Genomic DNA, 24,786 nt, shown 5'->3' with positions numbered 1-24,786 from the left:
CTTAGACCGAGGCGGTTTGAGCTAGGAGAACATCCTGCTAGCGTGGCTTTGCGCTTAGATGTTGAGCGAAGTCGATGGGTGGCTCGAGGCGCTTATCGGCCTATGATGCACAGCAATGCGAAGCGGGATCGCCTGTCGACAATGCGGGCTCGAGCCGAGAGAGACGCTTCCGAGTACGTTTCTCTTCTGGGTGCTTGGTGCTGGGGCCGGACGTCTTCACGGACTCGCGGAAAATGTCGCGCAAGTCTAGACATTTTGGCTCCAGGGCCGCCGTATTCACGGGCCAAAGGGCGCTCGTACAAATTTCCCACCGCATGTGACCCTGCGACGACGACCAGTACCGCCCAGCATCCGAGATCGCACAGGTTCAAAGGGCGGATGTCACGTCAAAATGGCAAGAAGTAGACAGCTGCCAGGTAGGGCAATCCCATGAACCGAGATCTAATGGCGGAAGGACAGGCGCGTTCCGTGAAAACCGCGCCAGAAGGCGCCGTCTCGTTCTGATTGGAGTTCAACTTATGGAAGCTTGTACCCATTGTTTGAGAGTGGCAAACTCCGGACTCTCTCACCAGTGGCCCGAAATATCGCGTTTGCCAACGCAGGAGCAACAGGCGGCGTCGATGGTTCTCCGACCCCTCCCGGCACATTCGAACTTTCGACAATCTCCACGACGATCTCTGGCATCTGTGCCATTGTCATCATTTCGTAGTCGTGGAAATTCGACTGTCTTACGACGCCGTCTTCGATATCGATCCGGCCATAAAATGCGGCGGTGATGCCGTACACGATCCCGCCTTCCATTTGTGCTCTGACAGTATCCGGATTGATGACGGTTCCACAATCAACGACACAGGCAATCTTGTGAATGGTGACTTCCTTTTCAGGAGTGACCGAAATTTCGAAGGCCTCCGCGACAATCGAGCCGAAAGACTCATGCAGAGCAAATCCGCGCGACCTGCCTTCGATGGGCTGAGTGTCCCATCCGATCAGCTCCGCTGCACGCCGGGCAACATGCTGATGCCGAGTGTCGGGCAGCAGGGAAATTTGCGTTTCAACCGGGTCCGTGCCGTTTTCGGCGGCCACTTCATCCATGAAGCTCTGAACAAAGAACGCGTTCTGGCTGTGGCCCACGCTCCGCCAAAAACCCGCCGGGATCGGGCTTTCCACAATCGCGTACTCCACCCGGAAATCGGGGATCTCAAACGGAATGTCCGAGGCGCCCTCGACAGAAATGGGATCGATCCCGTTTCGAACGTAGTCCGGGAACACTCTGCTCATGACTGACTGGCACGCCAGATTGACCTGCATTGCTGTCAGGTTGCCATCGGAGTCTAGCCCACCAACAATCCGGCCAGCGGCCGCAGGCCGATAAAAGTCATGGGCGACGTCGTCTTCCCGGGAGTAGATCAATTTCACGGGAACGCTTGATACCTTAGATGCCAGAACCGCATAGACGATGAAATCGACTTCGTAGCGCCGCCCAAACCCTCCGCCGAGAAATGTCGTGTGAACATCTATCGATTCTGGGTCAACTTGCAGAACGTTTGAGGCGACAAACTGAACCAACCAGGGACCTTGGGTGGGAGCCCAGATATCGACGCCATCATCCCTTACGTGCGCAGTGGCATTCATCGGCTCCATCGTGGCGTGCGCAAGATACGGAACATCATAAGTCGCTTCGATCACCTGCGAAGCATTCCCGAGCGCGGAGGACACTTCCCCGCGGTCGGCCGCAACACTTCCGCCTTGAGCCACCGCCTCCAGGAGAGCGTTCCTGACTTCCGACGAGGAACTATTCTCGAGGTTCGAGACCTCCCATTCCGGCTCAAGCGCGTCCAGCGCATTCTTTGCCACCCAGTAACTGTCAGCCACGACAATCACTGCATCCTCAAGCGGGATCACGCTCAACACGCCGGGGACAGTCTCGGCGGCACTCGTGTCAACGTTCTTCAACGTGCCGCCGAAATGCGGGCAGATCGTGACAGCGCCATAGCGCATGTCATCGACCTTTACGTCGATGCCGAATTCTGCCGTTCCTTTTGTTTTCGCGGGAATATCGCTCCGAGCGAATGCGGTGCCGAGTATCCTCCAGTCAGCCGGTTCTTTCAGAGCTACGTCCTTAGGGGCAGGCAGTTCGGAAGCAGCAACAGCCAACTCACCATAGGAGAGCGTTCTTCCATCTTCGGTATTTTGAATCCATCCGTCACTTGCCTGACACTCGGCAATATCACAATCCCACGCCGCCGCCGCCGCCTGTCTCAGCATTTCCCGGGCCGTCGCCCCAGCCATTCGAAGAGGGTCAAAACCGTATCTGATAGACGTGCTTGCACCCGTACCTTGAACTCCGAGTGCGGTGTTCACAAACCGTGCATCGACATGCGCATGTTTAATCAGAATGTCTTCCAATGAAACTTCGAGTTCTTCTGCGACCAAAGCTGGCATCGATGTAAAGACGCCCTGGCCCATCTCTGCGTTTGGTGCGATTATCGTGATTTGCCCATCGCTATCGATGTGAACCCACGCGTTGATTTCTGTTGAGCCCGGCGCGTTGGTGCGCGCGTGCAGTGACCGCGTGGGCAAGACCGTTCCGATTGTCAGCCCAGCCGCCAGAGATGCTGAACTCGCCAGGAAGTTCCGTCTGGTCAGAGATGCAATTTGCTTATTCATCGGTTCAACCTTTCATCTCTGCTGCCTGATGGATTGCCTGGCGGATCCGTGGATAAGTTCCGCAGCGACAAATATTCGTGATTGCCGCGTCGATATCCGCGTCCGTCGGCTGCGGGTTTTCGGCCAGCAAGGAAGATACGGCCATAAGCATTCCAGACTGGCAATATCCGCACTGAGGGACTTGCTTGGCGATCCAAGCGAGTTGTGTCGGATGTTCGCCGGTCTCCGACAGTCCCTCAATGGTCGTCACGGAAGCGCCCTCGACATCTTGCACCGCGGTTTGGCACGATCGAACCGCGACGCCGTCAACGTGCACCGTGCATGCTCCGCACATACCAATGCCGCAACCAAACTTCGTACCTGTCATCCCGAGCTCCTCGCGGAGCGCCCAGAGCAGCGGTTTGTCCGGATCCGAGTCGAGGTTGGCTGCTTTTCCGTTCAATTCGAACCGCGACATCTTCGTTTCCTTTCCACAAGATATATTCAGATCAATAATATTAAAATCGATTCATACTGGGTTGAGCAAAAGCTGTCAATCCACTGCGCGAATTTGGGATCATGCGATGAGACGCCGACCAGTTCTCTTGGCACAAGCCCAGGATCAAACGCAGCGCCAGCTAGATGGGCCTGCCGGACGACGCCGCTCGCGTGAAGCCGGTCCGAGGCGGGTCATCCTCCGCAACTAGCAAAGGACACCTAAATTACTCGACCACTGTCCGCCAGAAACCAGTACCGCAGACAAATTGCACGGTCCGGGAGGTGAGCGTCCCCCCCGATCATCCGCAGAACCCAAACGGCAATGACCTAAATGGTCGCGCCGCCATTCACGAGTAAATGCTGCCCGGTAATCCATCTTGCATCCTCGCTTGCAAGGAAGGCTACAACCCCAGCGATGTCAGCCGGTGCGCCCAACCGATTAAAGGGCGACAGACTTGCTGCATGTGCTTTGAACTCATCCGGTGCCCAGTCAAACATGCCTGGAACCGTCGGTCCTGGCACAACCGTGTTTACGGTGATACCTTTCTCACCAAGCTCTTGAGCCAAAACCTCGGTGTACATCTGCATCACCGCTTTGCTTGCTGAGTAGATTGAGAGACCTGGAGACGGAAAGTAGGTCGTGCTGGACGAGATATTGATGATCCGGCCCTGATCCTGAAGATGACGTGACGCCTCCTTGAGTGCGAAATACGCGCCCTTCGCATTCACCGCGAAGACCTTGTCGAAAGTGCTTTCTTCTGCCTCTGCAATCGGCACGCCTGCTGCTGGGACCCCGACATTGTTCACGAAGACGTCGAGGCGTCCGAACTGAGCAATCACTGCATCGAACAGGGCGGAGATGGACGCCACCGAAGACAGATCGGCCTGGATGGCCGCAGCATGGCCTTCCTCTGCCGTGATAGCAGCAACGACGTCCGCTGCCTTCGAGGCGGAGCCATTGTAGTGCACAGCAACATGGTACCCTTCTGATGCCAGGCGCCTCGCCATTGCGCTGCCAATGCCGCCGCTTGCGCCAGTAACCAAGGCAATCTTTTGTTCCTGTGTCATAGTCTTTCTCCCGCGTTTGCCGCGTTGACGAAGACCTGCCAATTGCCCTCGTTCCAGTGAATGTGTTGGGTGATTTTGCGAATGCGCCATCCCACATCGGGCAGACGCACCAGCCAATTCTCATAGCGACCGATCATCTTCTGGACCGGATCGCCCTGTGCGTTTGGACCGTAGTGCTGCGCATGAAGACTCGACACTGCATAGGCACTGTCGCCATCAAGCGTGATCTGTTGTGCAATCGCAATATGCTGGGTCGCGTCCAAGCTCTCGAAGAAGGGCCGCGCGCCTTCAACCCAGTCGTCGGCTTTCATGACAACCGGGCCGCCTTCGCCGATGGACGCGGAAAAATCCATCTCGATCTCATCGGCGAAGATCGAGCGATAAAGCTGCCAATCTTTCGCATCGAGCGCGAAGGCGTAAGTGGTCAGAAGACGACCGATCTCATCGCGGTCCAGCAGGTCGGCCAGTCTTCGAGTGACATCCGACATGTCAGTTCCCCTCTTCGTTGATCAGCACGACATTGCCGTTTGCACCGGATTCGACAGCCTCATGGGCCTTCGCGATATCGGCGAACGGAAAAGTCTGATCGACGTTTGGCTTGACCTGTCCATCTTTCAGGAGGTTCGCAAGGTCCGCCTTGCCCATGGCAAGCGTCGCGTCGTCGAGGTCATAGACGATGAAGAAATGGAGACTTGCGCGCCGACCAAAAAGTGCAAACACGTTCGGTATGGTGACCTCTGGCACATCAGACCCGTAGACCACCACGCTGCCATCGACCGAAAGGATGTCGGCGACATCGCCAACGTTCCTGACGAAGTTAACCTCGACATAGTGATCGACGCCTTTTCCATCTGTGAGGTCGGCTATCCGCGCCTGAACATCGTCTTGTTTGTAGTTGATCGTCGCGTCTGCCCCAGCCGCGGTTGCAATTTCCGCTTTGGCGTCGGAACTGACGGTTGCAAACACGCGCGCGCCTTTCGCCTTGGCAATTTGGATCGCATAATTGCCCACAGCACCAGCGCCGCCTGTGACAAGAACGGTCTTACCAGTGAGATCGCCTGCGAGGTCGATTGCACGCCAGGCCGTCAACGCCGGAACGCCGAAGGTCGCGCCATCCGCAAAGGAAAGAGTATCGTCGAGTGCCGCAAGGTTCGTTTCCGGGAGGACCACGAAGTCCGCTGCCGCGCCTGTGGGCGTCAACCATTGTGCGTTGTGGAACCACACGCGATCGCCAGGTTTGTAAGCCGCGACCTGATCACCGACGGCATCTACAATCCCGGCACCATCCGAATGCGGAATAACTTCTTCGATTTCGAAGGGCTGCGGAAACTCTCCCGAGCGCCGTTTGGTATCCGAAGGGTTGATCCCGGAGGCGCGCACCTGAATGCGCACCTCTCCCGGTCTGGGTGACGGTATGGGCCGGTCCACGAGCTGCAGTACTGCGCTGGCTTCTCCGGTTTGACTATAACTGAACGCCTTCATTAGCTTTCTCCTATTCGTCTGTCGGGATCGCACCTACTTGGGTCAGCAGGCCGTGGACGTCTACGAGCACGTTGTCTTCGACGATCTTGCCGTTGCGCAGGCGATAGAGATGCATGACGTTCCAGTGCAGCGGCTTCCCCGTTGCGGCGAAGGGGCCGAGCTGTCCATCATGGGTTCCGCCGAAACGGTCATAGACCATCACCGTGTCGCCTTCAGCGACCATATCCAGCGTTTCTGCTTTCACGTCGGAGATGCCTGCGAAGAACCCTTCGTAGAGCCCGCGCATCCCATCTGGGCCATGAGCCTTTTCCGGCGGGAAGGCCGCCAGAGGGTTGAGGACGAAATCGTCACTCAGCACCTCTGGAAGGGCGTCGAGGTTGCGGTTGTTGAAGACATGCTCAAGCAGACGCGTCACCGTCGCTTTGTTGGATGTTTGTTGATCAGACATTGGATTTCCTTTCCGTACATGTGTGTCGGTAGGAATAGGTATAGTTTGTCCATTCTTGATATTTAATATGCATATAGTTAGATTGATCGTGCAGTTTTTTGCATAATAAGGATAGTGCCCGACATGGGTGACCTTCTTGATCGCCAGACCTTCTGCCGAGTTGTCGAGTTGTCCTCTTTCGCGGCAACGGCACGCGACATGGGGCTTCCGACAGCCAGTGTGTCGGCCTCCGTCCGCCGCTTGGAGGAAGCACTGGGCCTGCGGCTACTGGAGCGCACAACCCGCAAGGTGTCGGTCACAGAGGCGGGACAAGCCTACTATGACAGTGTGCTTCCCGCGCTGGATGACTTGAAAGAGGCTGAAAGCACGATTGTAGAAGAAAGCCGAAGCATTCGCGGCAAAGTTCGTATCGCAGCACCAACACACTTGGCAGAAGCTTTGCTGGTTCCGAAGCTTCCGGAGTTCGTGGAGTGCTACCCAGAGATCGCCTTGGACTTTGCGCTTGCGGATCAAGCCGTCGACCTAGTGGAACAGAACATCGATATCTCTGTCCGCATCGGGCCGCTGCAAAACACGGCCATGACAGCATTGAAGTTGGGAACGTTCCATCAAATCCTCTGCGCGACGCCGGATTGGATCGAGGCTCACGGTCACGTCAATGACCCAGATGAAATCCCGGAAAAGCTGCGCTTAGCCTATAGATTCCCCGGAGCGACATACGGCTATCCATGGGTTTTCAAGAAAGGTGATAGGGTCGTAGAGCGACGACCAGAAGGTTCAGCCACATTCGACGATTTGGACGCTTACATCGCAGCTGGTTGCACCGGCCTCGAATTGATCTGCGCTCTGTCCTTTCAAGTCGAACAGTATCGAGACCGAAAAGAACTTGTCTCAATGCTACCAGGCTGGACTGGAGCTGGGGTCGATGTTCATGCGCTGACCCCTGAGCGTCGCCTGCGAACAAAGCGCGTGCAATGTAGCTTGGATTGGCTCAAACGATGCGTTGGCGGGTAAAATGAAAGCATGTTTGCGGATCAGCGGTCTGGAATGCCCATCAGGATTCGACTCTCACGCTTTCTTTCTCAGAAAGCTGCAACAATGAATTCGCGTAAGCAGCGCGCAAGCACATGTCCGGAGAATGTCTGCGGTCGCAAGCCATTGATTTATTTATAAAAATGGCGCGCGGGAGAAGATTAAATCCTCTGGCCTCCACCTTCGGAACTGATCAAATGACTTTCCGAATTGCGCGATAGGGTGCGCCATAGCACGATAGACACCTGAAAACACTAGATTTTCTAAACCACTGCTCCGAAGTGTCTAGCCCCCTCGTTCAGTACTGGGCGAAAGGTCGCTCACGGCGATATCCAAACACCGTTTCCAAGACATCTCCAAGCCCTCCTCCAACACTCAAATAATGGAACAGTTTTAAGGTGCTACGATAGCACCATCACAGCTACATCTTATCTAGTTGCGCAGGCGTCCACTCAAGTGATCTGATTGCGCTTGTCAATGAAACTTAGAGAGGGGGCCGCGAAAGCACAGTATCGACATCGCATAGGTGGAAGGCGAAGGAAGCAAAAAACTCAGTGCCATCATCGATGCACGTTTCTACGCCAAGCCGCGCGCCTAGCAAAAAGACATCATATGGCATCCCATTCTTTCGGTAATTTATCAGAGTCGCGAAACTCCGACCATCACGTTCCAGTTCTTCGCTGAAGATTCGCGCGGCGTCTTGATCGGTATCCTCGCCCTGCAGAATCTTAGGCGACTGACCGACGAGCTCGGCTCTATTAAAACCGCAAAGTCGTTCAGTCGCGCTATTGACGTATCGAAACCGAGCAATGTCAGCACCTGGTCGCTTGGTCAGAATCATGGCCGGCAAATCCAGTTGATCTAAAAAGGCACAAATCGCGTTGCTTCCCGAAAGTCCAGTTACCAGCGATTCCACAAGTGACAAGGCAGGCCCTGCGTGTTGTGTAGTGCTCATGACTTTATCGCCTTCCGATACGCGCCGGGTGGTTTGCCGAAACGATTGGAGAACGTCGCGGTCATGTGCGACTGGCTGGAAAAACCTGCGGCGTATGCGATCTCGGCAATCGAATCAGTAGTGTGGCGAAGCATGTCCTTCACCCGCGTCAACCTTCGCCCGATCAGGTACTGGTGGGGTGCCTCCCCAGTCTTGGCCTTGAAGGCACGGGTGAAGCTGAACACGTCCATCCCGATCACGGATGCCAATGCGTTCATACCGCCAACCTCTTCCAGATTGGCCTCCATGAATTCGGTGACCCGAGCGATCTCGGCGTCAGAGAGCGGTCGAACTTCTGGCCTTTTCTCAGAGCCGTCGAGCCGGCGGCGCAGAATGAGGAGCGCGATCTGTTGGGCGAGCAAGTCTGCATAAAGTTCACCGCCCGGAGCGCCTGCGCGAGCTTCGTCAAGTATCATTTCCGCAAGGCGCTTCAGCTTTGGCTCGAATGCGCCCTGGAAGCCGAGCGGTTTAAGATTGTCGGGATCGCCGGGGCCAACGCCGATTGCTACTTCGCGGAAAATCGCGTCGTCTATATAGATCTGCTGGAGGCTCGCGAAGCCTTCGTACGATTGCGAAAATGCTCGGTCGGGTTGAATGTAGCACAACATATTGGGCAACAACGCTCCGTTCGAGTGGTCGCCCCTCTCCATCTCGCCTTTGGTGTGACCGTCCAGCTTCCCGTTTGTGTAGAGTTCCAGGAGGTGAAAGTCGAAGGTTGTGACGGGGGTGGCGACGTCGCCTTGTTGGGCCGTGATCGTGTTTATTCGGCACCAATTGCGTCCGAGGGGTTCTTGGATTCTGGCGTTGAATTGCGCCTGCATTGCATCGACCATCTCCTGGCGTGTTATAGCCTGCGTGTTCATGAACGCACCTCTTTCCAGTACGTGCCGGGTCGTTTGCCGAAGTGATCTGAGAGGGTCAGGTTCATGCGGGGCCGAGATTCAAGACCAAGGCGTGTTGCAACGCTGCCATGAATGCTTGTGCGTTCTGGCAAGCGCAACGCAGATCCTCTTTGCAAGCTACTCTTCCTAACCATCGTGTATTCACTTAGCACATTTCAACTTTATTGCCGAACATTGGGCCGTCGGACTTTTGTTTTGACAATTTTAGCGTGAACTTGAATGATTGCCGTTCAATGAAGGCTGGTCTTTCGAATTCTTGCGGATCATCTCTCAAATGCCTTCAGACTCTTGGGAACGGAAGAGAGAACTCCGAGTCGCTTGGTCATCATTCGTATCATCTTTGGGAGCCTTCGCGGTCGGTACCAAGAAACTGATCCGATTTCCATCTACCCGATTTCAAAAAAAATTCAGGTCACCGCCCACTGCATGAAGAAATTGGAAGACATTCCGCAAACCCGTTCCGGGGCGCCTGTCAATGCCAGTTTCGATGTCTGCCTGCGCTAAATACCATGCCCGTACGGGCGACTGCAGGCTTGGGCCGTTGTCTCCAACATCGACAAGCAAGCCTTCATCCCGCTGCGCGACGGGGTTTTAATACTGGCGTTACCTCGTTCTGAAATCACCGCAGCAGCATTGGCAATCAGGTTGTAGAGGATGCGGGAGATCCGCGTGCCGCTGCGGCTAAAGTTCAGGTTATCAGGAATGCGAAGCCGGATCTCGAACGGCGTATGTTCATCAGCGCGGGTCGGCACAACGACAGCGTCGATCGCCGAAAGGATATTCCAGCTCAGATCTGCAATTACCGGTAGTCGGTTTAGTGACATTGAGAACTCGCGCAATCAAATGGGCCACACATACGTCCTCATGAGTCTCCAACTGTTGTGTTTCGTTCAGCATGACCGACATCAGATCCTTGACGTCGTGGGTTATGTCGCGACCCATTCTGATGACGGAGATCATGTGGATTTCTTCAGAGAATCCGAGAGTTTCTTGCAGTCTTTTTCGTTCTCAGACTGGCGCAGCAGCGCACCGATCCGAATGGATTTCAAATGATCTGGCGAACCTGAGCGACAAGATTTGTTCGAAAAAAATGAGGCGGACGGTCACACCGCCCGCCTCAAGACCGTCCATGGAAGCGGCGGGTACTGAACGGAACGGGGGTATGTTCCGAAACCATGGAAGGTCGCAGAGAGGCTTTCAGAGCTGAGCAATTAGAGAGAGCAGTTCTGCATTATCGGTGGGATGGGTCGGTGCGAAATCACAGCACCCAATCAGGCAATCAGGAGGCTGCGAGGCTGTTTTCGGCAAGGAAAGGCAAAAGCTTGTCCCAGAGGGAGAACTTTTGGTGAGGCGCAACTCCCCGGACATCTCAGTTGCAAGGGAAGCTGCCGTGATTAGCCCGGATCCAATTACCTCGTCGTGCCGCCCTCCGACATCTCGCGGACGAAGCCACTGATCCGGCTCGTACTCAATCAGATTGGTCGTCGGTTGACGGAAGACCTGCACACTGAACGCACGCATCGCATGCTCCTCATGCTGGACGAGTTTCCGGCGCTTGGCCGTCTAAACTTCTTCGAGAGCCAGCTCGCCTTCATGGCGGGCTATGGGATCAAGGCCTTCCTGATTGCCCAGTCGCTCAACCAGATTGAGAAAGCCTATGGACAGAACAACGCTATCCTCGACAATTGCCATGTGCGCGTTGCCTTCGCGACCAATGTTGAGCGAACCGCCAAGCGGGTGTCAGACGCCCTCGGCACCGCAACCGAGATGCGGGCGATGAAGAACTATGCGGGACACCGGCTGTCGCCCTGGCTCGGGCATTTGATGGTCTCGCGGCAGGAGACGGCGCGGCCGCTGCTCACGCCTGGCGAGATGATGCAGCTTCCGCCGACGGATGAAATCGTTCTTGTTTCCGGTGCGCCCCCTGTGCGCGCCGAAAAGGCGCGTTACTACACCGATCCGCAGTTCAAAGCGCGGACCGTAGCGCCGCCGGATCGCGTTGCGCACGATGAGTCAGTTGGCAGCACGGCGGATGACTGGAGCGGTCGTGAGCCGATTGTTGCGCCGCTACCAAAGAAACGGAAATTATCAACGGACGATACAGAGGGCGGTGTTCGTCGCGAACCCGACCTGCCAGAACATGAAGACATTGCCCCAGAACCGGCACCTGCGCGTAGCGAGTTTGCCAATCTCGATGATGAACTGGAGGACGATGCGGAGCGGGCCAAAGCCATGCGCGACCGGTTTGGCACGGTCGCGCGGCAAGCCTCGCTCGATCCCGATGACGGGATCGAGCTCTAGGAGATGGCCGTGAGCAAGACCAAGTGAAAAAAGAGCGCTTGAACGTGTATTTCGATCCTGTTCTATCAAGTGAGTTGGAGGCATTGGCCGCCCGGCGCAAGGTCTCGAAATCATAAATTGTGGAAGCGGCGCTTGCGGCGTTCCTGTCACCTGACGGTGCGGATCAGCGCGAAGCGGCTATCGTCCGCCGCCTGGATCGGTTGACTCGGGCCGTCGAAAGGCTGGAACGGGACCAGTCCATTGGCAACGAAGCGATGGCGCTGTTTGTGAAGTTCTGGCTGACTACCACGCCGCCATTGCCCGAAGAAATGCGCGGTGCCGCCCAAGCATCAGGCAAAGAACGCTATGATGGGTTCGTCGAAGCGCTTGGAAGACGACTTGCGAAAGGCAAAACGCTGATCAAGGAAGTCTCGCAAGATGTGAAGAAAACATCCTTCGAATGACCGCTGCGAGCCCAATCTGACGAATGCTGCAATAGGCGCGAATGGCTACCGTCGATCGTCAAGTGGAAAGAGTATTGCCGCTCCATCAGCGGTCGATTATCGGACGCGACACAGCGGCTATTTCGGCAAGTAACTCACTGACCAACTTTCTCCGGCGGAATGCTCTGCGAGCATCTCGTCGATTTGCTGTTCAGACATTTCTAGCCGTATCAGCACGGCCCGGGTGTTGCTGCCATATTGCGGTGCGGGTCCTGGGATGGTGATCTGCGCGTGTTCTGGGCGGATAGCATTTGGCGCAGCCAGGTCGCACCACAGCCCCATGGGGTGGGTGGAGTGGCGAACAGCCCTATAGGTGGCTCTTTTGATATCAGCCGGACCGTTGCAATCGCTTTGCAATGCGTCGTCGCGTGTCTCCAACATGGAGGCCAGAGGAACCACGGCGCTTGAGCTCGCGTTAAGTTGTGCGGACCAATAGGCGATGGGTTTGGTCCTGAACTGCTGAGCCAGCCGGTTGATCAGATCCGGACATTGGGACAACCCAGCCAGTTCCTCGGTTGCGGCGAGCCTGTCGCGCGTCTCGGTTGGTGCTGCGAAGAAAAACCAGCCATCCGAAGCTTCGTAGCAGTGGTAGAACGCGTCTGATCCCAACGCTTCGCGTCCTGACGGTTCATCAAATGGGGAGCGACCGGCGTAATCATACATGAACTGCGCCTGAATCATATTCCCACCTGCCGAAAGCGAGGATCGGGCAATATCGACCTTGCCGGTACGTTGCTTTTGCAGCAATGCCCCACCCAAGGCGACACAGGAGGTTAGTCCTGCCAGAACATCGATGGTGCCGGCATGCGCATGCTCTTCGGGGGTTTCTGCGCCACCACCAAATCGCGTCATGATCCCAGTTGCCGCCTGCGCCAGATCATCATAGCCAAGATGATCCGATTTTGGTCCCCGCATTGGCCCGCCAAAGGCATCAAGCTGTACCAGAATTGCCCGGGGGTTGATCTGAGCAAGTTCGCTTTCCGATAGTCCCAATGCGTCCCGCTGTTCGTCCGTGGCATTCAGAGTGACAACGTCGGCTTCGGCGATCAACCGGTTCAGCACTTCGCGCCCCGCTTCAGATTTCAGGTCAAGCAGGATGCTTTCCTTGCCTCGGTTCGCCTGAAGTCCAAAGACAACCGCGTTCCATGGATCGACAGAAGGCTTGACTGGTTGAACATGGGTGATTTCAGCCCCGAAACGCGCAAGTGTTGAGCCAATCGTAGGGCCGGCAATCACATTGGTTAGATCGACCACTTTCAATCCGTCCAGCCAACCAGCGCTTTCATTGCCCGTCAGAGCATCACGAGGAGCTTCGGTAAGGATCGTCTCGACCAAGGCGCTACCATCGCGCGGGGCGTGTTTGACCGTTGACCCCGTATCTGAAGCCAACCACGCAACATTGCCAATTTGCTGCATCCTTCCATGGCTTGGATCATCAACGGATAAGATCAAACCAGATGCTAATGCATGCGGATCATGCAGCCATTCAGCGGTGCTGCGCTGTGCGGTGGCAGGGGCTTTGGCCGCGCCAAAGAGTTCATCCCATTCATGCGCGGGCCTCTTCAAAAAGGCGGCCTTCATGGCTTCGGCTATCCGTGTGCGATCACGTGCCCCGACCGGGTAATTGCTTAGTGTCCATTCGTCGGGCCAATCTTCGGTATCCAAATACGGATCAAAGACGGGCAGATCGTCCAGCAAATGCCCCAGGCCCAGTGTTTTCAATACACGTGCCGGATGGCTCGCAATGCTGCCCGCCACCACGTAAAACCCTCGCCCGTCCTGACAGGTATAGGTGCGGTAGAACGGATCCAAAAACTCCGACAGTTCGGCGAACGTCAGGTTGCAGGGTTCGCCCGTGTGTGCTCGACGGTCCAGCTCCAACTCGCGCGGGGATTTGTAGCGGTCGGGATAATCTTCAATCTGTTCATGATTATAGGCCAGCCCTTCAAACAGTGACGACGCCAGCGGCACCTCGATATGATCGCCGCCAGTTTTCTCTTTGGAATAGAGAGCAAATAGCACTGCCATCGCACCGTAGCTGGCCGCATAAGCCGAGGCCAGATGCAGGGGGGAAAACGATGCCTTAATCCCCATCAGCCGACGGTTTAGCCCCATATCGGTGAACTGGCCAGTGCGAGCGGCGATGATCGCTTCCCATGCCGCCAGACCTGCCAACTCGGGGTCAGTTGAGGCAAATCCGGGCATGGACAGGTAAATCAGGGCGGGGTTTGCGGCCCTCAGAACTGACGGGCTGATGCCGAGCCGATTCATGACACCGGGGCGAAAGTTCTCGATCACAACATCGGCGTGCTTGGCCAACTCGATTGCCTTTTGTTGCCCCGCCGCGGTTTTCAAATCCAGCCGGATCACATGTTTGCCGCGTGACAGCATGGCAAAGGCAGGATCATCCCAACGCGGACCGGCGGGAGGGTCGATGCGGACCACTTCGGCCCCCATATCTGCCAGCATCATGCCCACCAACGGACCCGCCAGATATTGCCCGAAATCAAGGACCCTGACACCGGTGAGCGGTCTTGGTGCACTCATTCTGCAGCGTGCTCAACAAGTCGCGTGGGCGTGTTCTCGGGCATATCCCCCCGGCCCATATGCGCCAGATAGGTTGCATGAAAATGACGCATCATCGCTTCGGAGAACTCGATATTTTCCCAATCCACGATGTACCAGCCCTGATCGAACGCGCGTTGCGACATGCCCTCCTGAACGGACAGCAGGAAAGAAATATCCTCGGGCTGAAGTACATCGCGCCCCCAGATCGCCCGTTTTTCCTGACGTTCCCGCATATCTGGGTCAGTTTCCTCGGCGGGCTCCAAGTTGATGCTCCAGCGCAGGCCCCGATCGGTACCAATCGGGTTCCATTGGAATAGGGTGATGTTGGGAACGCCAGCGAATTGGGAAATGCCCACATTGGGGAAAAGGAACCAGAAATGTAAATCGGTTTCATCATGGTCCAGATCCAGTGGATAGGCCATGTTGTCGGCCTTGCCGTTGCCAGGGATAAAGTTGTAGGCGGCGTTCTTGGTCAGCTGATAAGTCTGATTGTTGATGTCCAACATGTCGGTGAAGGACAGATGCCCATGGCGGCAATGCTGGCATTCCAGGTAGTTATCGATCTGGATCTTCCAGTTGGCGGCAACATCGACCTCGTGAATGGCCGCGGCCGTTTCGCCCAGAACATAGCTGTCCACATTGGGGCATTTTTCACGCACCTGCGCCTCGATCCCGGGCCAGTAATCGGCGATGGGCTCTGCATCCGGATCCAGGTTGACGAAGATAAAATCCAACAGCCGGTCAACCCGAATTGATTTCAAACAAACCTCTTTCTTTTCAGGGATGTGGCTTGTGTCGCGTTTGCGCATGTGCCTGAGCGCGCCGTCCAGAGAAAAACTCCAGTGGTGATAGGGGCAAACGATCACACTCTTTCGCCCGCTTCCTTCAACCAGTTGGTGCCCTCGATGAGGACATACGTTGTAAAATCCGCGAATTTCACCATCCTGGCTTCTCAGAACAACGACATTTTGCCCCAAAATATCCGTAGCGACATAACTGCCGGGTTCTGCAAGCTCACTCACGTGGCAGGCATATTGCCAGGACTTAAAGAACAGCTTTTCACGTTCCTCGGCAAAAATTTCCTGACTTGCATAATAGTTGGCGGCAAGGGCGCGCAGGTTTTCTTGAGTCATATTTTTGTTCTCCTGATGGATCGTCAAGCTGCGCGCTTTTCGGCAATTTCGGGCTGAACCAAAGGGACACGTTTACTGCTCTGGATCACGTCTGGGGCATATGCTTCACGCCTAAAGACTTCGCGTACCATCGGGGCAAAGAAGTCCAACGGCAGATCATCATATTCGGGATCGAAACTGGCCTGATCCCAGCGTTCGCAAAATTCGGCACTGTCGTCGAAATAGGGGTGACCACGGTGGCGTTCGCGCTTGTGCTGGTCATAGCCCTCCAGGTGCTGGCCATAGTAGAGCATCTGAAAATCGCCATGGGTCTGTACGACCCAGGCACATTGCTCGCGCACAAAAGGCCGCAGGATCGTGGCGGCATATTCGTCATGGTTATAGGGCGCAAAGATATCGCCAATGTCGTGCAGCAATGCTGCCACGACCCAATCGGTATCTGCACCATCCTGCCACGCCCTAGTGGCGGCTTGCAGCGAATGTCCAAGCCGGGTGATCTGGTATCCGGCCAATTCGCTGTCCAGACCAACCAACGCCTCTAGTAGCCGGTCCGCCGTGTGTCTGGCATCGTCAACGGCGCGTTGGTTCAGGAATTCATACTCCTCTCGTGTGCCGTCTTTCATTTGCGTAAATCTAACCTTATCCATCGCCCATCTCCGGTTGCTCCCGACAGACTGCACGGGAACGGCCTTTACCGCGATCCCAAAAAACTGCATCTTGGAATAACATTTGATTATGATGAGTTGAACGAATGCGCCGCAAGCTTCCCCCTCTCAACGCGCTTCTGGCCTTCGAGGCCGCCGCGCGGCACTGCAATTTCACCGCCGCCGCGCAGGAGCTTTCAGTTGCACAGCCGGCGGTCACACGGCACGTCGCCAATGTTGAAGACTGGATCGGCGCGCCGCTGTTCCTCCGCAATGGCAGCAAGGTGGAATTGACCCCAGAGGGACAAACGCTTTCCGATCTGGCAACAGCAGCATTCGACAGACTGGAGCTGGGGGTGCGAGGAATATTGCCAGCAAACAAAGATGAGCTTGTGGTCGGCGCGTCCTTTGGCGTTGCCCACCTGTGGGTCATGCCACGCATCAGCGGAATGCGTGAAGCATCCGGCAAGAATATCAACCTTGTCACGTCTGATGACTATCGGGTGTTTGACGAACCCGGTGTCGATTTCTCCATAAGATTTGGAAATGGTGATTTCTCGGAGAACCGCGCCGATCATCTATTTGATGAAAAATGCCGGATCATTGCTGCTCCATCGTTTCTGAAAGATCATCCCCAACTCGATCCTTGTGATCCGCTACAATCACTTGATCCCGGACTCATGCTGGATCACGGTGATCCGAACGGCATAGGTTGGATGGATTGGGAGCGGTTTTTGTCGCTGACTGGTGGAGAATATCCTGGCAGGCAAGCGTTACGCACGGTGCAAAGCTACCCGACGATGCTTGACATGGTCTGTGCGGGAGAAGGTATCAGCATAGGCACGATCGGTATCGAAGATGATCTGATTGCATCAGGTAAGCTTGAGTGTATAGGTTCTGCGATTGGTCGCCCGGGCTTTGGATATTATCTGGTCTACAGCGAGCGCCAAAGCAGCGATCCATCATTTCAAAGGCTCAAGGTAAACTTGATCCGGAGGTCTTAGCTGGTCCAATAGCCTGGAAAGCTAGAGGTATTGACACATTCATGCCACTTACACCTACTGTTTCAGATGACCGCGCGATCACCAAACCAGACTTTCGCCATTACATCTCCAACGGAAGGTTTGTCCCTCGAAGCTGGCTTCTGACCTCAAAGCATGAAACCCCACTAGCACATCTGCCTGCCTCTCTACGCTTCTGCGCTACTACGCCCACAAACCTGTTGCCGATAGCTGATTAACGGTCTTCTTGATCGACCCCGTAACCAGATGCGGGGCCGCGAATGACCGTCCACACTCTCAAATCAGCAGCGATCGAGCGCGGTTCCCGCATGCTCCGCACGGCGCTTGGCACCGATATCGCGGCCTGGCTTGACGAAGACGCCGTTGTCGAGGTGATGCTCAATCCGTGTGGACGCCTCTGGGTCGACCGGCTCGGTCATGGGCTCTGCGATACGGGCGCGACGCTTGGCGATCATAATTGCATGTCGTTCGTACGACCGAACAGGTCAAAGCCGTCCCCTGGTTCCTGAAATCGCAGGAGGGACCGATCTCGCTAAACCCGACCGGAGACTTTCTCGCCAACAATGCAGAAGCTTTATGCGATGCAGCCAAGAGTGGCATGAGGATCACGCAGTTGCCTCGATACATCGTCGATCAACCCTTGCGCGCAGGTGACCTCGAAGAAGTTCTGTCAGGCTGTTAAGGTCTTGCTGAGCCGATTTGGCTGGTGACCCGGCAGATCGGCCCATCCCTCCCAAAAGTGCGCGCGATGATTGAGTTTCTAGCCTCCATTTGCCGACCAACGCCGCCGTGGGAAAGCAAGCTGACAAAAAGGTACTGACTTCTGATCGTCAAATTGAAACAGAGGGATGTATAGGTATTGGTCGATAGAAAAGATGGAAGCCTGTGATCATCGATAGCAAAATCCGACAACAAACCGGTACACTAATTGCTGGATGGCCGATCCACTCGCCGATGTTCGTCAGTTCGAACTCTTTGCGATTTGCAGCTCGGCACCGGCCTGTCGGCCAAAACGTTTTCAAGAACACAGCAAAACCGTTTCCAAGGAATACAGCTACACAAAAAAATAGGCCCGCCACGATGTGTGGCGGGCCTGACCAAAGCTACTGAAGGTGAGGGATCAGACGCTTTGGTATTCCGTGATGTCATTCGCATTTTCGGTTTCAGCGCTTTTTTTTGGCAAAACACGTTCCTCGATCAAGCGCAGAACCACGTAGAACAAAGGTGTGAACAACAGACCGAACACGGTCACGCCAAGCATCCCCGAGAAAACGGATACACCAAGCGCTTGACGCATTTCGGCACCTGCACCGGTGGCGATCATCAGGGGAACCACACCCAGAATGAAGGCAAGTGACGTCATGACGATCGGACGCAACCGGGTTTGGGCTGCCTGAACGGCTGCTTGCCAGCGATCCAGACCCTGATCTTCGGCCTGACGCGCGAACTCGACAATCAGGATCGCGTTCTTTGAGGCCAATGCGACCAGCACCACAAACCCGATCTGGACCAGAATGTTGTTGTCCAGACCTGCTATCCAGACCCCCGTGATCGCTGATAGGAGAACCATTGGTACGATCAGGATAACGGCGGCCGGCAATGCCCAGCTTTCGTATTGTGCTGCCAGAACGAGGAACACAAAGAGCACGGCAAAGCCAAACACAAGCAGCGCAGTGTCGTCGGTGTTCTTTTCCTGGTAGCTTAGTTCGGTCCACTCATAGCTGATGCCTGCGGGCAGAATCTGGTCGGCCAGTTTCTCCATACGCTCCAGAGCTTCGGCAGAAGACACACCTGGCATGGTTTGGCCTTGCACTGCAGCGGCGGGATAGAGGTTGTACCGCGGCTGACGCAATGGACCTGTGGTGTCTTCAAAGCTTGCCACCGCGCCGAGGGGTACCATTGCACTATCATCGGACCGGGTACGTAAGCGAGCGACATCTTCGGCGGTTTCGCGGAACTGTGCATCCGCCTGCGCAACCACGGTGTAGGTGCGGCCGAACAGGTTGAAGTCATTCACATAGGACGACCCAAGATAGGCCTCCAGCGCTTCGTTGATATTTGCAACCGGCACGTTCAGCATCTCGGCGCGTTCGCGATCAATCTCGGCCCAGACACGCGGGGTGCCGGTGGAATACAGAGAGAAAACAGCAACCAGTCCGGGATCTGCGTTGGCCTCAGCAGACAAGGCACGCGCAGCTTGTTCCAGAGCAACCGGACCGACATCGCCCGTGTCCTGCAGCATCATCTTGAAGCCGCCACCGGTCCCGATACCGCGCACTGGCGGGGGCGCGATGACAAAGATCGCCGCATCGTCGATACTTGCCATGCGCTGGCGGGCTTCGGCCAGAACGTCCTCGGCCTTTACACCCTTCGCCTTTCGATCCTCGAAAGGTGTCGTGGCAAAGAAGATCACGCCGGTGTTGGACTCGGTTGTAAACGTAGCACCGTTGAAGCCCGAGAAGACGGCGGCGTTTTCGACGCCCTTGATCTCAAGCAATTCATCAACAGCATGACGAACCACCTTGTCTGTACGTTCCAAAGATGCACCGGGAGGCAGTTGCACGACAGTGATGTAGTACCCCTGATCCTGTTCAGGAACAAAGCCACCGGGAACTTTTGAGAACTGGGCATCTGTCAGCAACAGTAAACCTGCAAAAAGGCTCAGCATGATGGCTGGCACACGAACCAACCGGCGGGTGGCCCAGGCATAACCGTTTGACGCGCGATCAAAGCCAGCGTCAAACTTGGATAATGCAAAGACTACCGGACGCATCAGCAGACCGGACTTTTGTTCGCCATGAGGCTTCAGCAGCATCGCGGCCAGTGACGGCGAAAGTGTCAACGACACCAGCAAAGAGATTGCCGTGGCTGCGGTGATGGTGACGGCGAATTGGCGATAGAACTCGCCCGAGATTCCGGCAACGGCCGCCGTAGGGATAAACACAGCTGCCAAAACTAGAGATGTAGCAATCAGTGCGCCCGAGACTTCAGTCATCGTCTTACGTGCTGCGTCGCGCGGCGACGCGCCGTTGCGGATGTGTTTCTCGATCCCTTCGACCACGATGATCGCATCGTCAACAACGATACCTACTGCTAGGACCAGCCCGAACAGTGACAAGTTGTTGATCGAATATCCCAAGGCTGACATGACCGCGAATGTGCCAACCAATGATACAGGGATTGCAAGAATGGGTGTCACAGCGGCACGCCATGTGCCCAGGAACAGCAGGATCACAGCAACCACCAGCACGACGGCTTCGATCATGGTTTTGACAACCGCATCAATCGAAGCCTGAATGTACTCGGTGGGGTTATAGATCACGTCATAGGATAGACCTTCCGGAAAGTCCTTACTCAACCGCTCGACTGTCTCAAGCACGTTTGCAGCCGTCTCAAGTGCATTGGTTCCTGGACGCTGGTTCACGACCATTGCCACGGCAGCATCGTTGTTGAGATAGGCGCGTGTCGTATAACTTGCGGCTCCCAACTCGACCCGCGCGATGTCGGACAAGCGCACGATCCGCCCGTCGTCACCGCGTTTCACGATGATCCGCTCGAACTCGGACACGTCCGTCAAACGACCTGCCGTCTGCACCGAAATCTCGAAATCGGTGGCTTCAGGGGTAGGCTGTTGGTTCAAAAGTCCAGACGCAACCTGCGCGTTCTGGCTGCGCAGAGCCGAGATCACTTCACCAGGGGTCATATTAAGCGATGCGATACGTTCAGGGTTCAACCAGATACGCATTGAATAGTCCCGCGCGCCAAAAAGGGCCACGTCGCCGACACCACCAAGACGTGTCAGTTCGTCACGCACTCGCTGCGCTGCGTTGGTGATGTAAAGCGCATCGCGTGATGCATCCGGCGAAAACATATGGACCACCAGCAGCAGATCAGGAGACGCCTTTTGCGTAACAACACCCAGACGCCGAACTGTTTCCGGCAGACGGGGTTCAGCAATGGCAACTCGGTTCTGAACCAGAACCTGAGCCGCATCCAGATCAGTACCCAGCTCAAAGGTGACAGTGATTGTCAGATTGCCGTCCCCTGTTGCTTGCGACGATAGGTACAGCATTCCTTCAACACCGTTGATCTGTTGTTCAAGCGGTGTCGCCACTGTTTGTGCGATTGTCTCGGCAGAAGCACCCGGATATTGCGCGCTGACCTGCACCGTGGGGGGCGCGACTTCTGGGTATTGCGCAACGGGCAATGTGAAATAGCTCAGCGCGCCAACGATAGTGATAAATGCGGAAATCACGATCGCAAATATCGGTCGATCAATAAAGAAATGGGGCAGTTTCATTTGATTTTCCTCACCTAAAAATGCTGCGCTTACCGCAGTGCGACTTCGGTCGCCTCAGAACTCAGTGCATCGCGGACCTGAACTGGTGCACCGGAGGCTACCAGATGCAGTCCGCTGACAACGACCTGCTCGCCAGCGTCCAACCCCTCGACCACACGCATGCCGTCATGGCGGTCGTGCAAGGTGACATCGCGACGGGTGATCGTGTTGTCTGCGTCAACGATCCAGACAAATTTGGTTGCCTGATCCGAGTTGATTGCCCGTTCCGGAATGACGATGCCTTGTGCGTTTGTCTCAGCGGCCAAACGCATGCTTCCAAACATTCCGGGCACAAGCAGGCCGTCCTCATTGTCGAGAATTGCGTGACCTCTGAGGGTGCCTGTGCCGACATCCAGGCGGTTATCGACAAAGTCAATTTTGCCGAGATGTTCGAAATTCATCCCACCGATCAGTTTGATCTCGACTGGCAGATCACCTGCGACGCCACGAAACCCTGTTTCGTCGTGCAGACGCATGTATTCGAGATACTGCTGCTCGGTGACGTCGAATACAAAATTGATCGGGTCGATCGAGACAATCGTCGTCAAGGGTGCTGAACCGGATCCGGCAGAAACTAAATTGCCTTCACTCACATAGTCGTCGGAAATCCGCCCGGTGACCGGGGCGTGAATTTGGGTGAACTCAAGGTCCAGACGGGCACGATCAATGGCGGCCTGGGCCGAAGCGATACTTGCCGCGGCAATCGCTGCGTTCTGCCTCCGTGTGTCCAGAACGGACTGGCTAATATGGCCTTGCTCCCTCAGCGCTTCCGCGCGTTCAAGTTCAAACTGGCTGAGCTCAGCCGCCGCCTGTGCTTCGGTCAGACGGGCTTCGGCTTCGGCCAGAAGCGCCTGATAGGGGCGCGGGTCAATCGAGAAGAGCAGATCACCTTTCTGGACAATCTGACCCGATGTAAAGTGGACATCGTCAAGGTGTCCTGACACACGGGCACGCACAAGAACCTCATCCACCGCTTCGAAGCGTCCGGTGAATTCATCCCAATCTGTGACATTGCGCTGCTCCGCAAGGAAGACCTCGACCGTCGGCGCGACTGGTGGTGCAGCCGGAGCTGACGCCTCAGCTGCACCAACAAAACTGGGAAATTCAACTTTGTTTGCCGTGTACAAAAGACTGCCAGCAACAGCTGCACCGATCGCGATACCGGAAAACAGGGAACCTTTATTGAGCATCATTCTATCCTCACCAATGGGCAATAGGCCCGGGGTTATGGGTAGAATGTTTCGCTTCAGGCCCAACCTTGTAGCCCGTCGGTGGGACAATCACTCTTTCCTGTCGGGACGCAATCCGAAGGCGGCGCCAAATAGATATTTTAATTCAGAAACTTGGTGGGTTTGAAACCAGGAAATCCACAAAAGCTCTGACGCGCGGTGCAACAAGTCTTCGATCGAGATAAACGATGGAATAGGGGAACTTGTCCATTCGGACGTTTTCCATAACCTCAACCAAGCGCCCTTGTTCTAAAGAATCCAGAATCAGATAAGTCGGGAGCTGTGCGATCCCGAGCCCAGCTTCTGCAGCTTGGTGGATTGCATCAATGTCGTTCCCTATAAGGACCGGATCAAGCGTGCGCCGTACAGCGTTGCCATCACACACGAACATGAAGGGAAAGAGCCGCCCTGTGTTTTGAGCGCGGTAGTGGATGCCCCTGTGGGCGTCCAGTTCAGCTATTCGCTGGGGATGTCCGTAGCGCTCTACATAAGATGGTGCCGCGACAGTGTGTATGACATCATCGAACAGCTTTCGTGCAACCAGATTGGCACTGTCACCCAGTTCGCCGATGCGTATCGCGACATCAATTCCTTCTGACGCGAGATCGACAATCCGATCCTCAAACCTGAGTTCCACCTCAACATGTTTATAGCGGCACATGAAGGACAAGACACGTTGTGTCAGCCACATCCGCCCAAACACGGCGGATGCGGAAACAACCAGTTTTCCCCTTGGTTCCTCCAGGCTGTCTGTGAATTCGGATTTCAAGCTTTCCGCATCGTCCAGCAGTTTGCGCGCGCCTTCCAAGAGCCTTTCGCCCTCGACGGTCAGCGCCACAGAACGGGTTGTCCGGGAAAACAGTTTTGCGCCGACCTCTGATTCAACACGCTGCACTGCTTTTGAGACGGCAGAGCTCGTCATACCCTCAACGCGCGCCGCTGCTGCGAAGCTCTCAGTTAAAGCAACCCGCACAAACAGCTTAAGGTCCGATAGATTGTCCATACTCAATAGTTGCCTCGCAAAGAACGAGCTTTGTCAATGCTTGATAGGGTAGTCGTTTGTTGATGCCAGTGAGGAACGCAATTGCAACTTGCGCTTTATGCACAAGCGAATTGGCAAATTCTGATCGCGAGACCTACAACAAAAAAACGTTCATGTCGCGCAAAGCCAGCTCGATGCGAACCCCTTCAGCCTAAGGCCGAGAACCTTTCGGACAAAAGTCTTGTTTAGTAGCCATGAACCGGCATTGGGCGCGGTGTTGTCGCGCTCAGGTACAAAGTGGGTCAAAGCCCGCGCCGCGCGGTTTTCATAGTCGGAGACTTCTGTAAGGTAACCTGAATGTATGAACATGATATTCCTTTCTGCTTTGAGAAATTGCGTCTCAGGTGATGTGGCTGGTCGTCCGCCAATGGCTTCAATGGGAAGTGCTTGCTGCTTGGATTGACGAAAAGCGACGACGAAATTGGCTTCGCCAGTGCCAATTTTTTAGAACGAATTGGTTTTTGAGTTTCATTTTCATCACCCTCAAAGATGATTATATGCTTGCTTACTGAGCCAGATATGGGCCCACCAGAAACTCTGAGTAGCTATGCCGATGGACAAACACTGTGTCCTGATAGGACGTAGTGATAGTGCAAGGCTGCTTCGCGGCCTTTATTGTATCGGAATCTGTTCAAATACTTCAAACTGCTGTGATCGCTCGCACAGAGTTAGCGGTGCAATGCGAGAGGTTGCGAATCCTTCAAGTTCAGATCTGTAGGATGTGTCGCAAACTTTGGGCCTGGATTGACGAGCATAGAGATTTCGACTTTTGGTGTCCGCGCATTGTTCTCCAACAGGTTTCAGCATGATTTCCTTGAAAGGCTGCCATTTTCCCAAGGATGCAGTTTTATACGCCGTTTACTTCTACCTGCGGTACACGGTTTCTTATCGCGATTTGGAAGAGATCATGGCTGAGCGCGGTGTGCGAGTTGACCACGCCACATTGAATAGGTGGG

General features: G+C 55.3%; 20 protein-coding genes and 2 pseudogenes. 6 read left to right on the top strand and 16 right to left on the bottom strand.

The window, feature by feature from the left end:
* Positions 1-516: 516 nt before the first annotated feature.
* The 6 genes from ACR0EV_RS22605 to ACR0EV_RS22580 all read right to left on the bottom strand — a co-directional run bounded on the left by ACR0EV_RS22605 (position 517) and on the right by ACR0EV_RS22580 (position 6,142).
* A complete protein-coding gene (locus ACR0EV_RS22605) occupies positions 517-2,667 on the bottom strand; it encodes a xanthine dehydrogenase family protein molybdopterin-binding subunit (protein ID WP_480802155.1) in 2,151 nt (716 codons plus the stop codon).
* 4 nt (positions 2,668-2,671) lie between these two features.
* Positions 2,672-3,124 (bottom strand): (2Fe-2S)-binding protein, encoded by a 453-nt coding sequence (locus tag ACR0EV_RS22600; RefSeq protein WP_480802154.1) that lies wholly within the window; start codon positions 3,122-3,124, stop codon positions 2,672-2,674.
* A gap of 347 nt (positions 3,125-3,471) precedes the next feature.
* Positions 3,472-4,212 carry an SDR family oxidoreductase gene (locus ACR0EV_RS22595; RefSeq protein WP_480802153.1) on the bottom strand — a complete coding sequence of 247 codons (741 nt, stop codon included), beginning with the start codon at positions 4,210-4,212 and terminating at the stop codon, positions 3,472-3,474.
* Positions 4,209-4,700 carry a nuclear transport factor 2 family protein gene (locus ACR0EV_RS22590; protein ID WP_480802152.1) on the bottom strand — a complete coding sequence of 164 codons (492 nt, stop codon included), beginning with the start codon at positions 4,698-4,700 and terminating at the stop codon, positions 4,209-4,211. Before ACR0EV_RS22590 ends, ACR0EV_RS22595 begins: the two co-directional genes overlap by 4 nt.
* 1 nt (position 4,701) lies before the next feature.
* On the bottom strand, positions 4,702-5,694 hold the full coding sequence (locus ACR0EV_RS22585) for an NADPH:quinone reductase (protein WP_480802151.1): 993 nt from the start codon (positions 5,692-5,694) through the stop codon (positions 4,702-4,704).
* 10 nt (positions 5,695-5,704) lie between these two features.
* Positions 5,705-6,142 (bottom strand): ester cyclase, encoded by a 438-nt coding sequence (locus ACR0EV_RS22580; RefSeq protein WP_480802150.1) that lies wholly within the window; start codon positions 6,140-6,142, stop codon positions 5,705-5,707.
* Positions 6,143-6,265: 123 nt separating this feature from the next.
* On the opposite strand from ACR0EV_RS22580, the gene ACR0EV_RS22575 reads away from it, so the two are divergent.
* Positions 6,266-7,156, top strand: coding sequence for a LysR family transcriptional regulator (locus ACR0EV_RS22575; RefSeq protein ID WP_480802149.1), 891 nt, complete (start codon positions 6,266-6,268; stop codon positions 7,154-7,156).
* 502 nt (positions 7,157-7,658) lie between these two features.
* Here the strand turns inward: ACR0EV_RS22575 and ACR0EV_RS22570 are convergent.
* The 3 genes from ACR0EV_RS22570 to ACR0EV_RS22560 form a co-directional block, all read right to left on the bottom strand.
* Positions 7,659-8,129: a PAS domain-containing protein gene (locus ACR0EV_RS22570; RefSeq protein WP_480802148.1), complete on the bottom strand. Its 471-nt coding sequence runs from the start codon at positions 8,127-8,129 to the stop codon at positions 7,659-7,661.
* Entirely contained in the window at positions 8,126-9,031 is a 906-nt protein-coding gene (locus ACR0EV_RS22565) for a helix-turn-helix domain-containing protein (protein ID WP_480802147.1), read from the bottom strand. The genes ACR0EV_RS22570 and ACR0EV_RS22565 overlap by 4 nt, the downstream gene beginning before the upstream one ends.
* A gap of 539 nt (positions 9,032-9,570) precedes the next feature.
* The gene (locus ACR0EV_RS22560) at positions 9,571-9,894 is read right to left on the bottom strand and encodes a hypothetical protein (protein ID WP_480802146.1); all 324 of its coding nucleotides are present in this window, start codon (positions 9,892-9,894) and stop codon (positions 9,571-9,573) included.
* Between the two features lie 574 nt (positions 9,895-10,468).
* On the opposite strand from ACR0EV_RS22560, the pseudogene ACR0EV_RS22555 reads away from it, so the two are divergent.
* Positions 10,469-11,371, top strand: a pseudogene (locus ACR0EV_RS22555) (type IV secretory system conjugative DNA transfer family protein); the annotation flags it as partial.
* Positions 11,372-11,490: 119 nt separating this feature from the next.
* Complete coding sequence (locus tag ACR0EV_RS22550; RefSeq protein ID WP_480802145.1) at positions 11,491-11,814, top strand: CopG family transcriptional regulator; 324 nt, start codon at positions 11,491-11,493, stop codon at positions 11,812-11,814.
* Positions 11,815-11,931: 117 nt separating this feature from the next.
* On the opposite strand, the gene ACR0EV_RS22545 is transcribed toward ACR0EV_RS22550, so the two are convergent.
* From ACR0EV_RS22545 to ACR0EV_RS22535, 3 genes are read right to left on the bottom strand one after another with little or no spacing between them, the layout of a single operon-like run.
* Positions 11,932-14,400: a CoA transferase gene (locus ACR0EV_RS22545; RefSeq protein ID WP_480802144.1), complete on the bottom strand. Its 2,469-nt coding sequence runs from the start codon at positions 14,398-14,400 to the stop codon at positions 11,932-11,934.
* Positions 14,397-15,554, bottom strand: a complete 1,158-nt coding sequence (locus ACR0EV_RS22540) for an aromatic ring-hydroxylating oxygenase subunit alpha (RefSeq protein ID WP_480802143.1) — start codon at positions 15,552-15,554, stop codon at positions 14,397-14,399. Before ACR0EV_RS22540 ends, ACR0EV_RS22545 begins: the two co-directional genes overlap by 4 nt.
* Before the next feature lie 23 nt (positions 15,555-15,577).
* Entirely contained in the window at positions 15,578-16,201 is a 624-nt protein-coding gene (locus tag ACR0EV_RS22535; protein WP_480802142.1) for an HD domain-containing protein, read from the bottom strand.
* Positions 16,202-16,305: 104 nt separating this feature from the next.
* Between ACR0EV_RS22535 and ACR0EV_RS22530 the strand changes: the two genes are divergently transcribed.
* A complete protein-coding gene (locus tag ACR0EV_RS22530) occupies positions 16,306-17,202 on the top strand; it encodes a LysR family transcriptional regulator (RefSeq protein WP_480802141.1) in 897 nt (298 codons plus the stop codon).
* Positions 17,203-17,501: 299 nt separating this feature from the next.
* Here the strand turns inward: ACR0EV_RS22530 and ACR0EV_RS22525 are convergent, their stop codons facing one another.
* Positions 17,502-17,639: a hypothetical protein gene (locus tag ACR0EV_RS22525; protein WP_480802140.1), complete on the bottom strand. Its 138-nt coding sequence runs from the start codon at positions 17,637-17,639 to the stop codon at positions 17,502-17,504.
* A gap of 38 nt (positions 17,640-17,677) precedes the next feature.
* Here ACR0EV_RS22525 and ACR0EV_RS22520 point away from each other — a divergent pair, with 38 nt between their 5' ends.
* A complete protein-coding gene (locus ACR0EV_RS22520) occupies positions 17,678-17,902 on the top strand; it encodes a hypothetical protein (RefSeq protein WP_480802139.1) in 225 nt (74 codons plus the stop codon).
* A 438-nt stretch (positions 17,903-18,340) separates the two neighbouring features.
* Here the strand turns inward: ACR0EV_RS22520 and ACR0EV_RS22515 are convergent, their stop codons facing one another.
* The 3 genes from ACR0EV_RS22515 to ACR0EV_RS22505 all read right to left on the bottom strand — a co-directional run bounded on the left by ACR0EV_RS22515 (position 18,341) and on the right by ACR0EV_RS22505 (position 23,791).
* A complete protein-coding gene (locus ACR0EV_RS22515; RefSeq protein ID WP_480802138.1) occupies positions 18,341-21,520 on the bottom strand; it encodes an efflux RND transporter permease subunit in 3,180 nt (1,059 codons plus the stop codon).
* A 29-nt stretch (positions 21,521-21,549) separates the two neighbouring features.
* A complete protein-coding gene (locus tag ACR0EV_RS22510; RefSeq protein WP_480802137.1) occupies positions 21,550-22,749 on the bottom strand; it encodes an efflux RND transporter periplasmic adaptor subunit in 1,200 nt (399 codons plus the stop codon).
* Between the two features lie 145 nt (positions 22,750-22,894).
* Positions 22,895-23,791 carry a LysR family transcriptional regulator gene (locus ACR0EV_RS22505; protein WP_480802136.1) on the bottom strand — a complete coding sequence of 299 codons (897 nt, stop codon included), beginning with the start codon at positions 23,789-23,791 and terminating at the stop codon, positions 22,895-22,897.
* Between the two features lie 844 nt (positions 23,792-24,635).
* Here ACR0EV_RS22505 and ACR0EV_RS22500 point away from each other — a divergent pair.
* A pseudogene (locus tag ACR0EV_RS22500) lies at positions 24,636-24,786 on the top strand (IS6-like element ISPmar1 family transposase); the annotation flags it as partial.

The organism is Ruegeria sp. CF8 (genome assembly GCF_056537285.1).
This window is presented reverse-complemented; position numbering and strand designations above follow the sequence as displayed.

Excerpts from the sequence above, each read along its gene's own strand:
- ACR0EV_RS22535 (WP_480802142.1), bottom strand. The coding sequence starts at position 16,201 with ATGGATAAGGTTAGATTTACGCAAATGAAAGACGGCACACGAGAGGAG.
- ACR0EV_RS22530 (WP_480802141.1), top strand. The coding sequence starts at position 16,306 with ATGCGCCGCAAGCTTCCCCCTCTCAACGCGCTTCTGGCCTTCGAGGCC.
- ACR0EV_RS22570 (WP_480802148.1), bottom strand. The coding sequence starts at position 8,129 with ATGAGCACTACACAACACGCAGGGCCTGCCTTGTCACTTGTGGAATCG.
- ACR0EV_RS22565 (WP_480802147.1), bottom strand. The coding sequence starts at position 9,031 with ATGAACACGCAGGCTATAACACGCCAGGAGATGGTCGATGCAATGCAG.
- ACR0EV_RS22560 (WP_480802146.1), bottom strand. The coding sequence starts at position 9,894 with ATGTCACTAAACCGACTACCGGTAATTGCAGATCTGAGCTGGAATATC.
- ACR0EV_RS22595 (WP_480802153.1), bottom strand. The coding sequence starts at position 4,212 with ATGACACAGGAACAAAAGATTGCCTTGGTTACTGGCGCAAGCGGCGGC.
- ACR0EV_RS22505 (WP_480802136.1), bottom strand. The coding sequence starts at position 23,791 with ATGGACAATCTATCGGACCTTAAGCTGTTTGTGCGGGTTGCTTTAACT.
- ACR0EV_RS22600 (WP_480802154.1), bottom strand. The coding sequence starts at position 3,124 with ATGTCGCGGTTCGAATTGAACGGAAAAGCAGCCAACCTCGACTCGGAT.
- ACR0EV_RS22605 (WP_480802155.1), bottom strand. The coding sequence starts at position 2,667 with ATGAATAAGCAAATTGCATCTCTGACCAGACGGAACTTCCTGGCGAGT.
- ACR0EV_RS22580 (WP_480802150.1), bottom strand. The coding sequence starts at position 6,142 with ATGTCTGATCAACAAACATCCAACAAAGCGACGGTGACGCGTCTGCTT.
- ACR0EV_RS22525 (WP_480802140.1), bottom strand. The coding sequence starts at position 17,639 with ATGACCGAGCCGGTCGACCCAGAGGCGTCCACACGGATTGAGCATCAC.
- ACR0EV_RS22585 (WP_480802151.1), bottom strand. The coding sequence starts at position 5,694 with ATGAAGGCGTTCAGTTATAGTCAAACCGGAGAAGCCAGCGCAGTACTG.
- ACR0EV_RS22510 (WP_480802137.1), bottom strand. The coding sequence starts at position 22,749 with ATGCTCAATAAAGGTTCCCTGTTTTCCGGTATCGCGATCGGTGCAGCT.
- ACR0EV_RS22515 (WP_480802138.1), bottom strand. The coding sequence starts at position 21,520 with ATGAAACTGCCCCATTTCTTTATTGATCGACCGATATTTGCGATCGTG.
- ACR0EV_RS22575 (WP_480802149.1), top strand. The coding sequence starts at position 6,266 with ATGGGTGACCTTCTTGATCGCCAGACCTTCTGCCGAGTTGTCGAGTTG.
- ACR0EV_RS22540 (WP_480802143.1), bottom strand. The coding sequence starts at position 15,554 with ATGACTCAAGAAAACCTGCGCGCCCTTGCCGCCAACTATTATGCAAGT.
- ACR0EV_RS22590 (WP_480802152.1), bottom strand. The coding sequence starts at position 4,700 with ATGTCGGATGTCACTCGAAGACTGGCCGACCTGCTGGACCGCGATGAG.
- ACR0EV_RS22545 (WP_480802144.1), bottom strand. The coding sequence starts at position 14,400 with ATGAGTGCACCAAGACCGCTCACCGGTGTCAGGGTCCTTGATTTCGGG.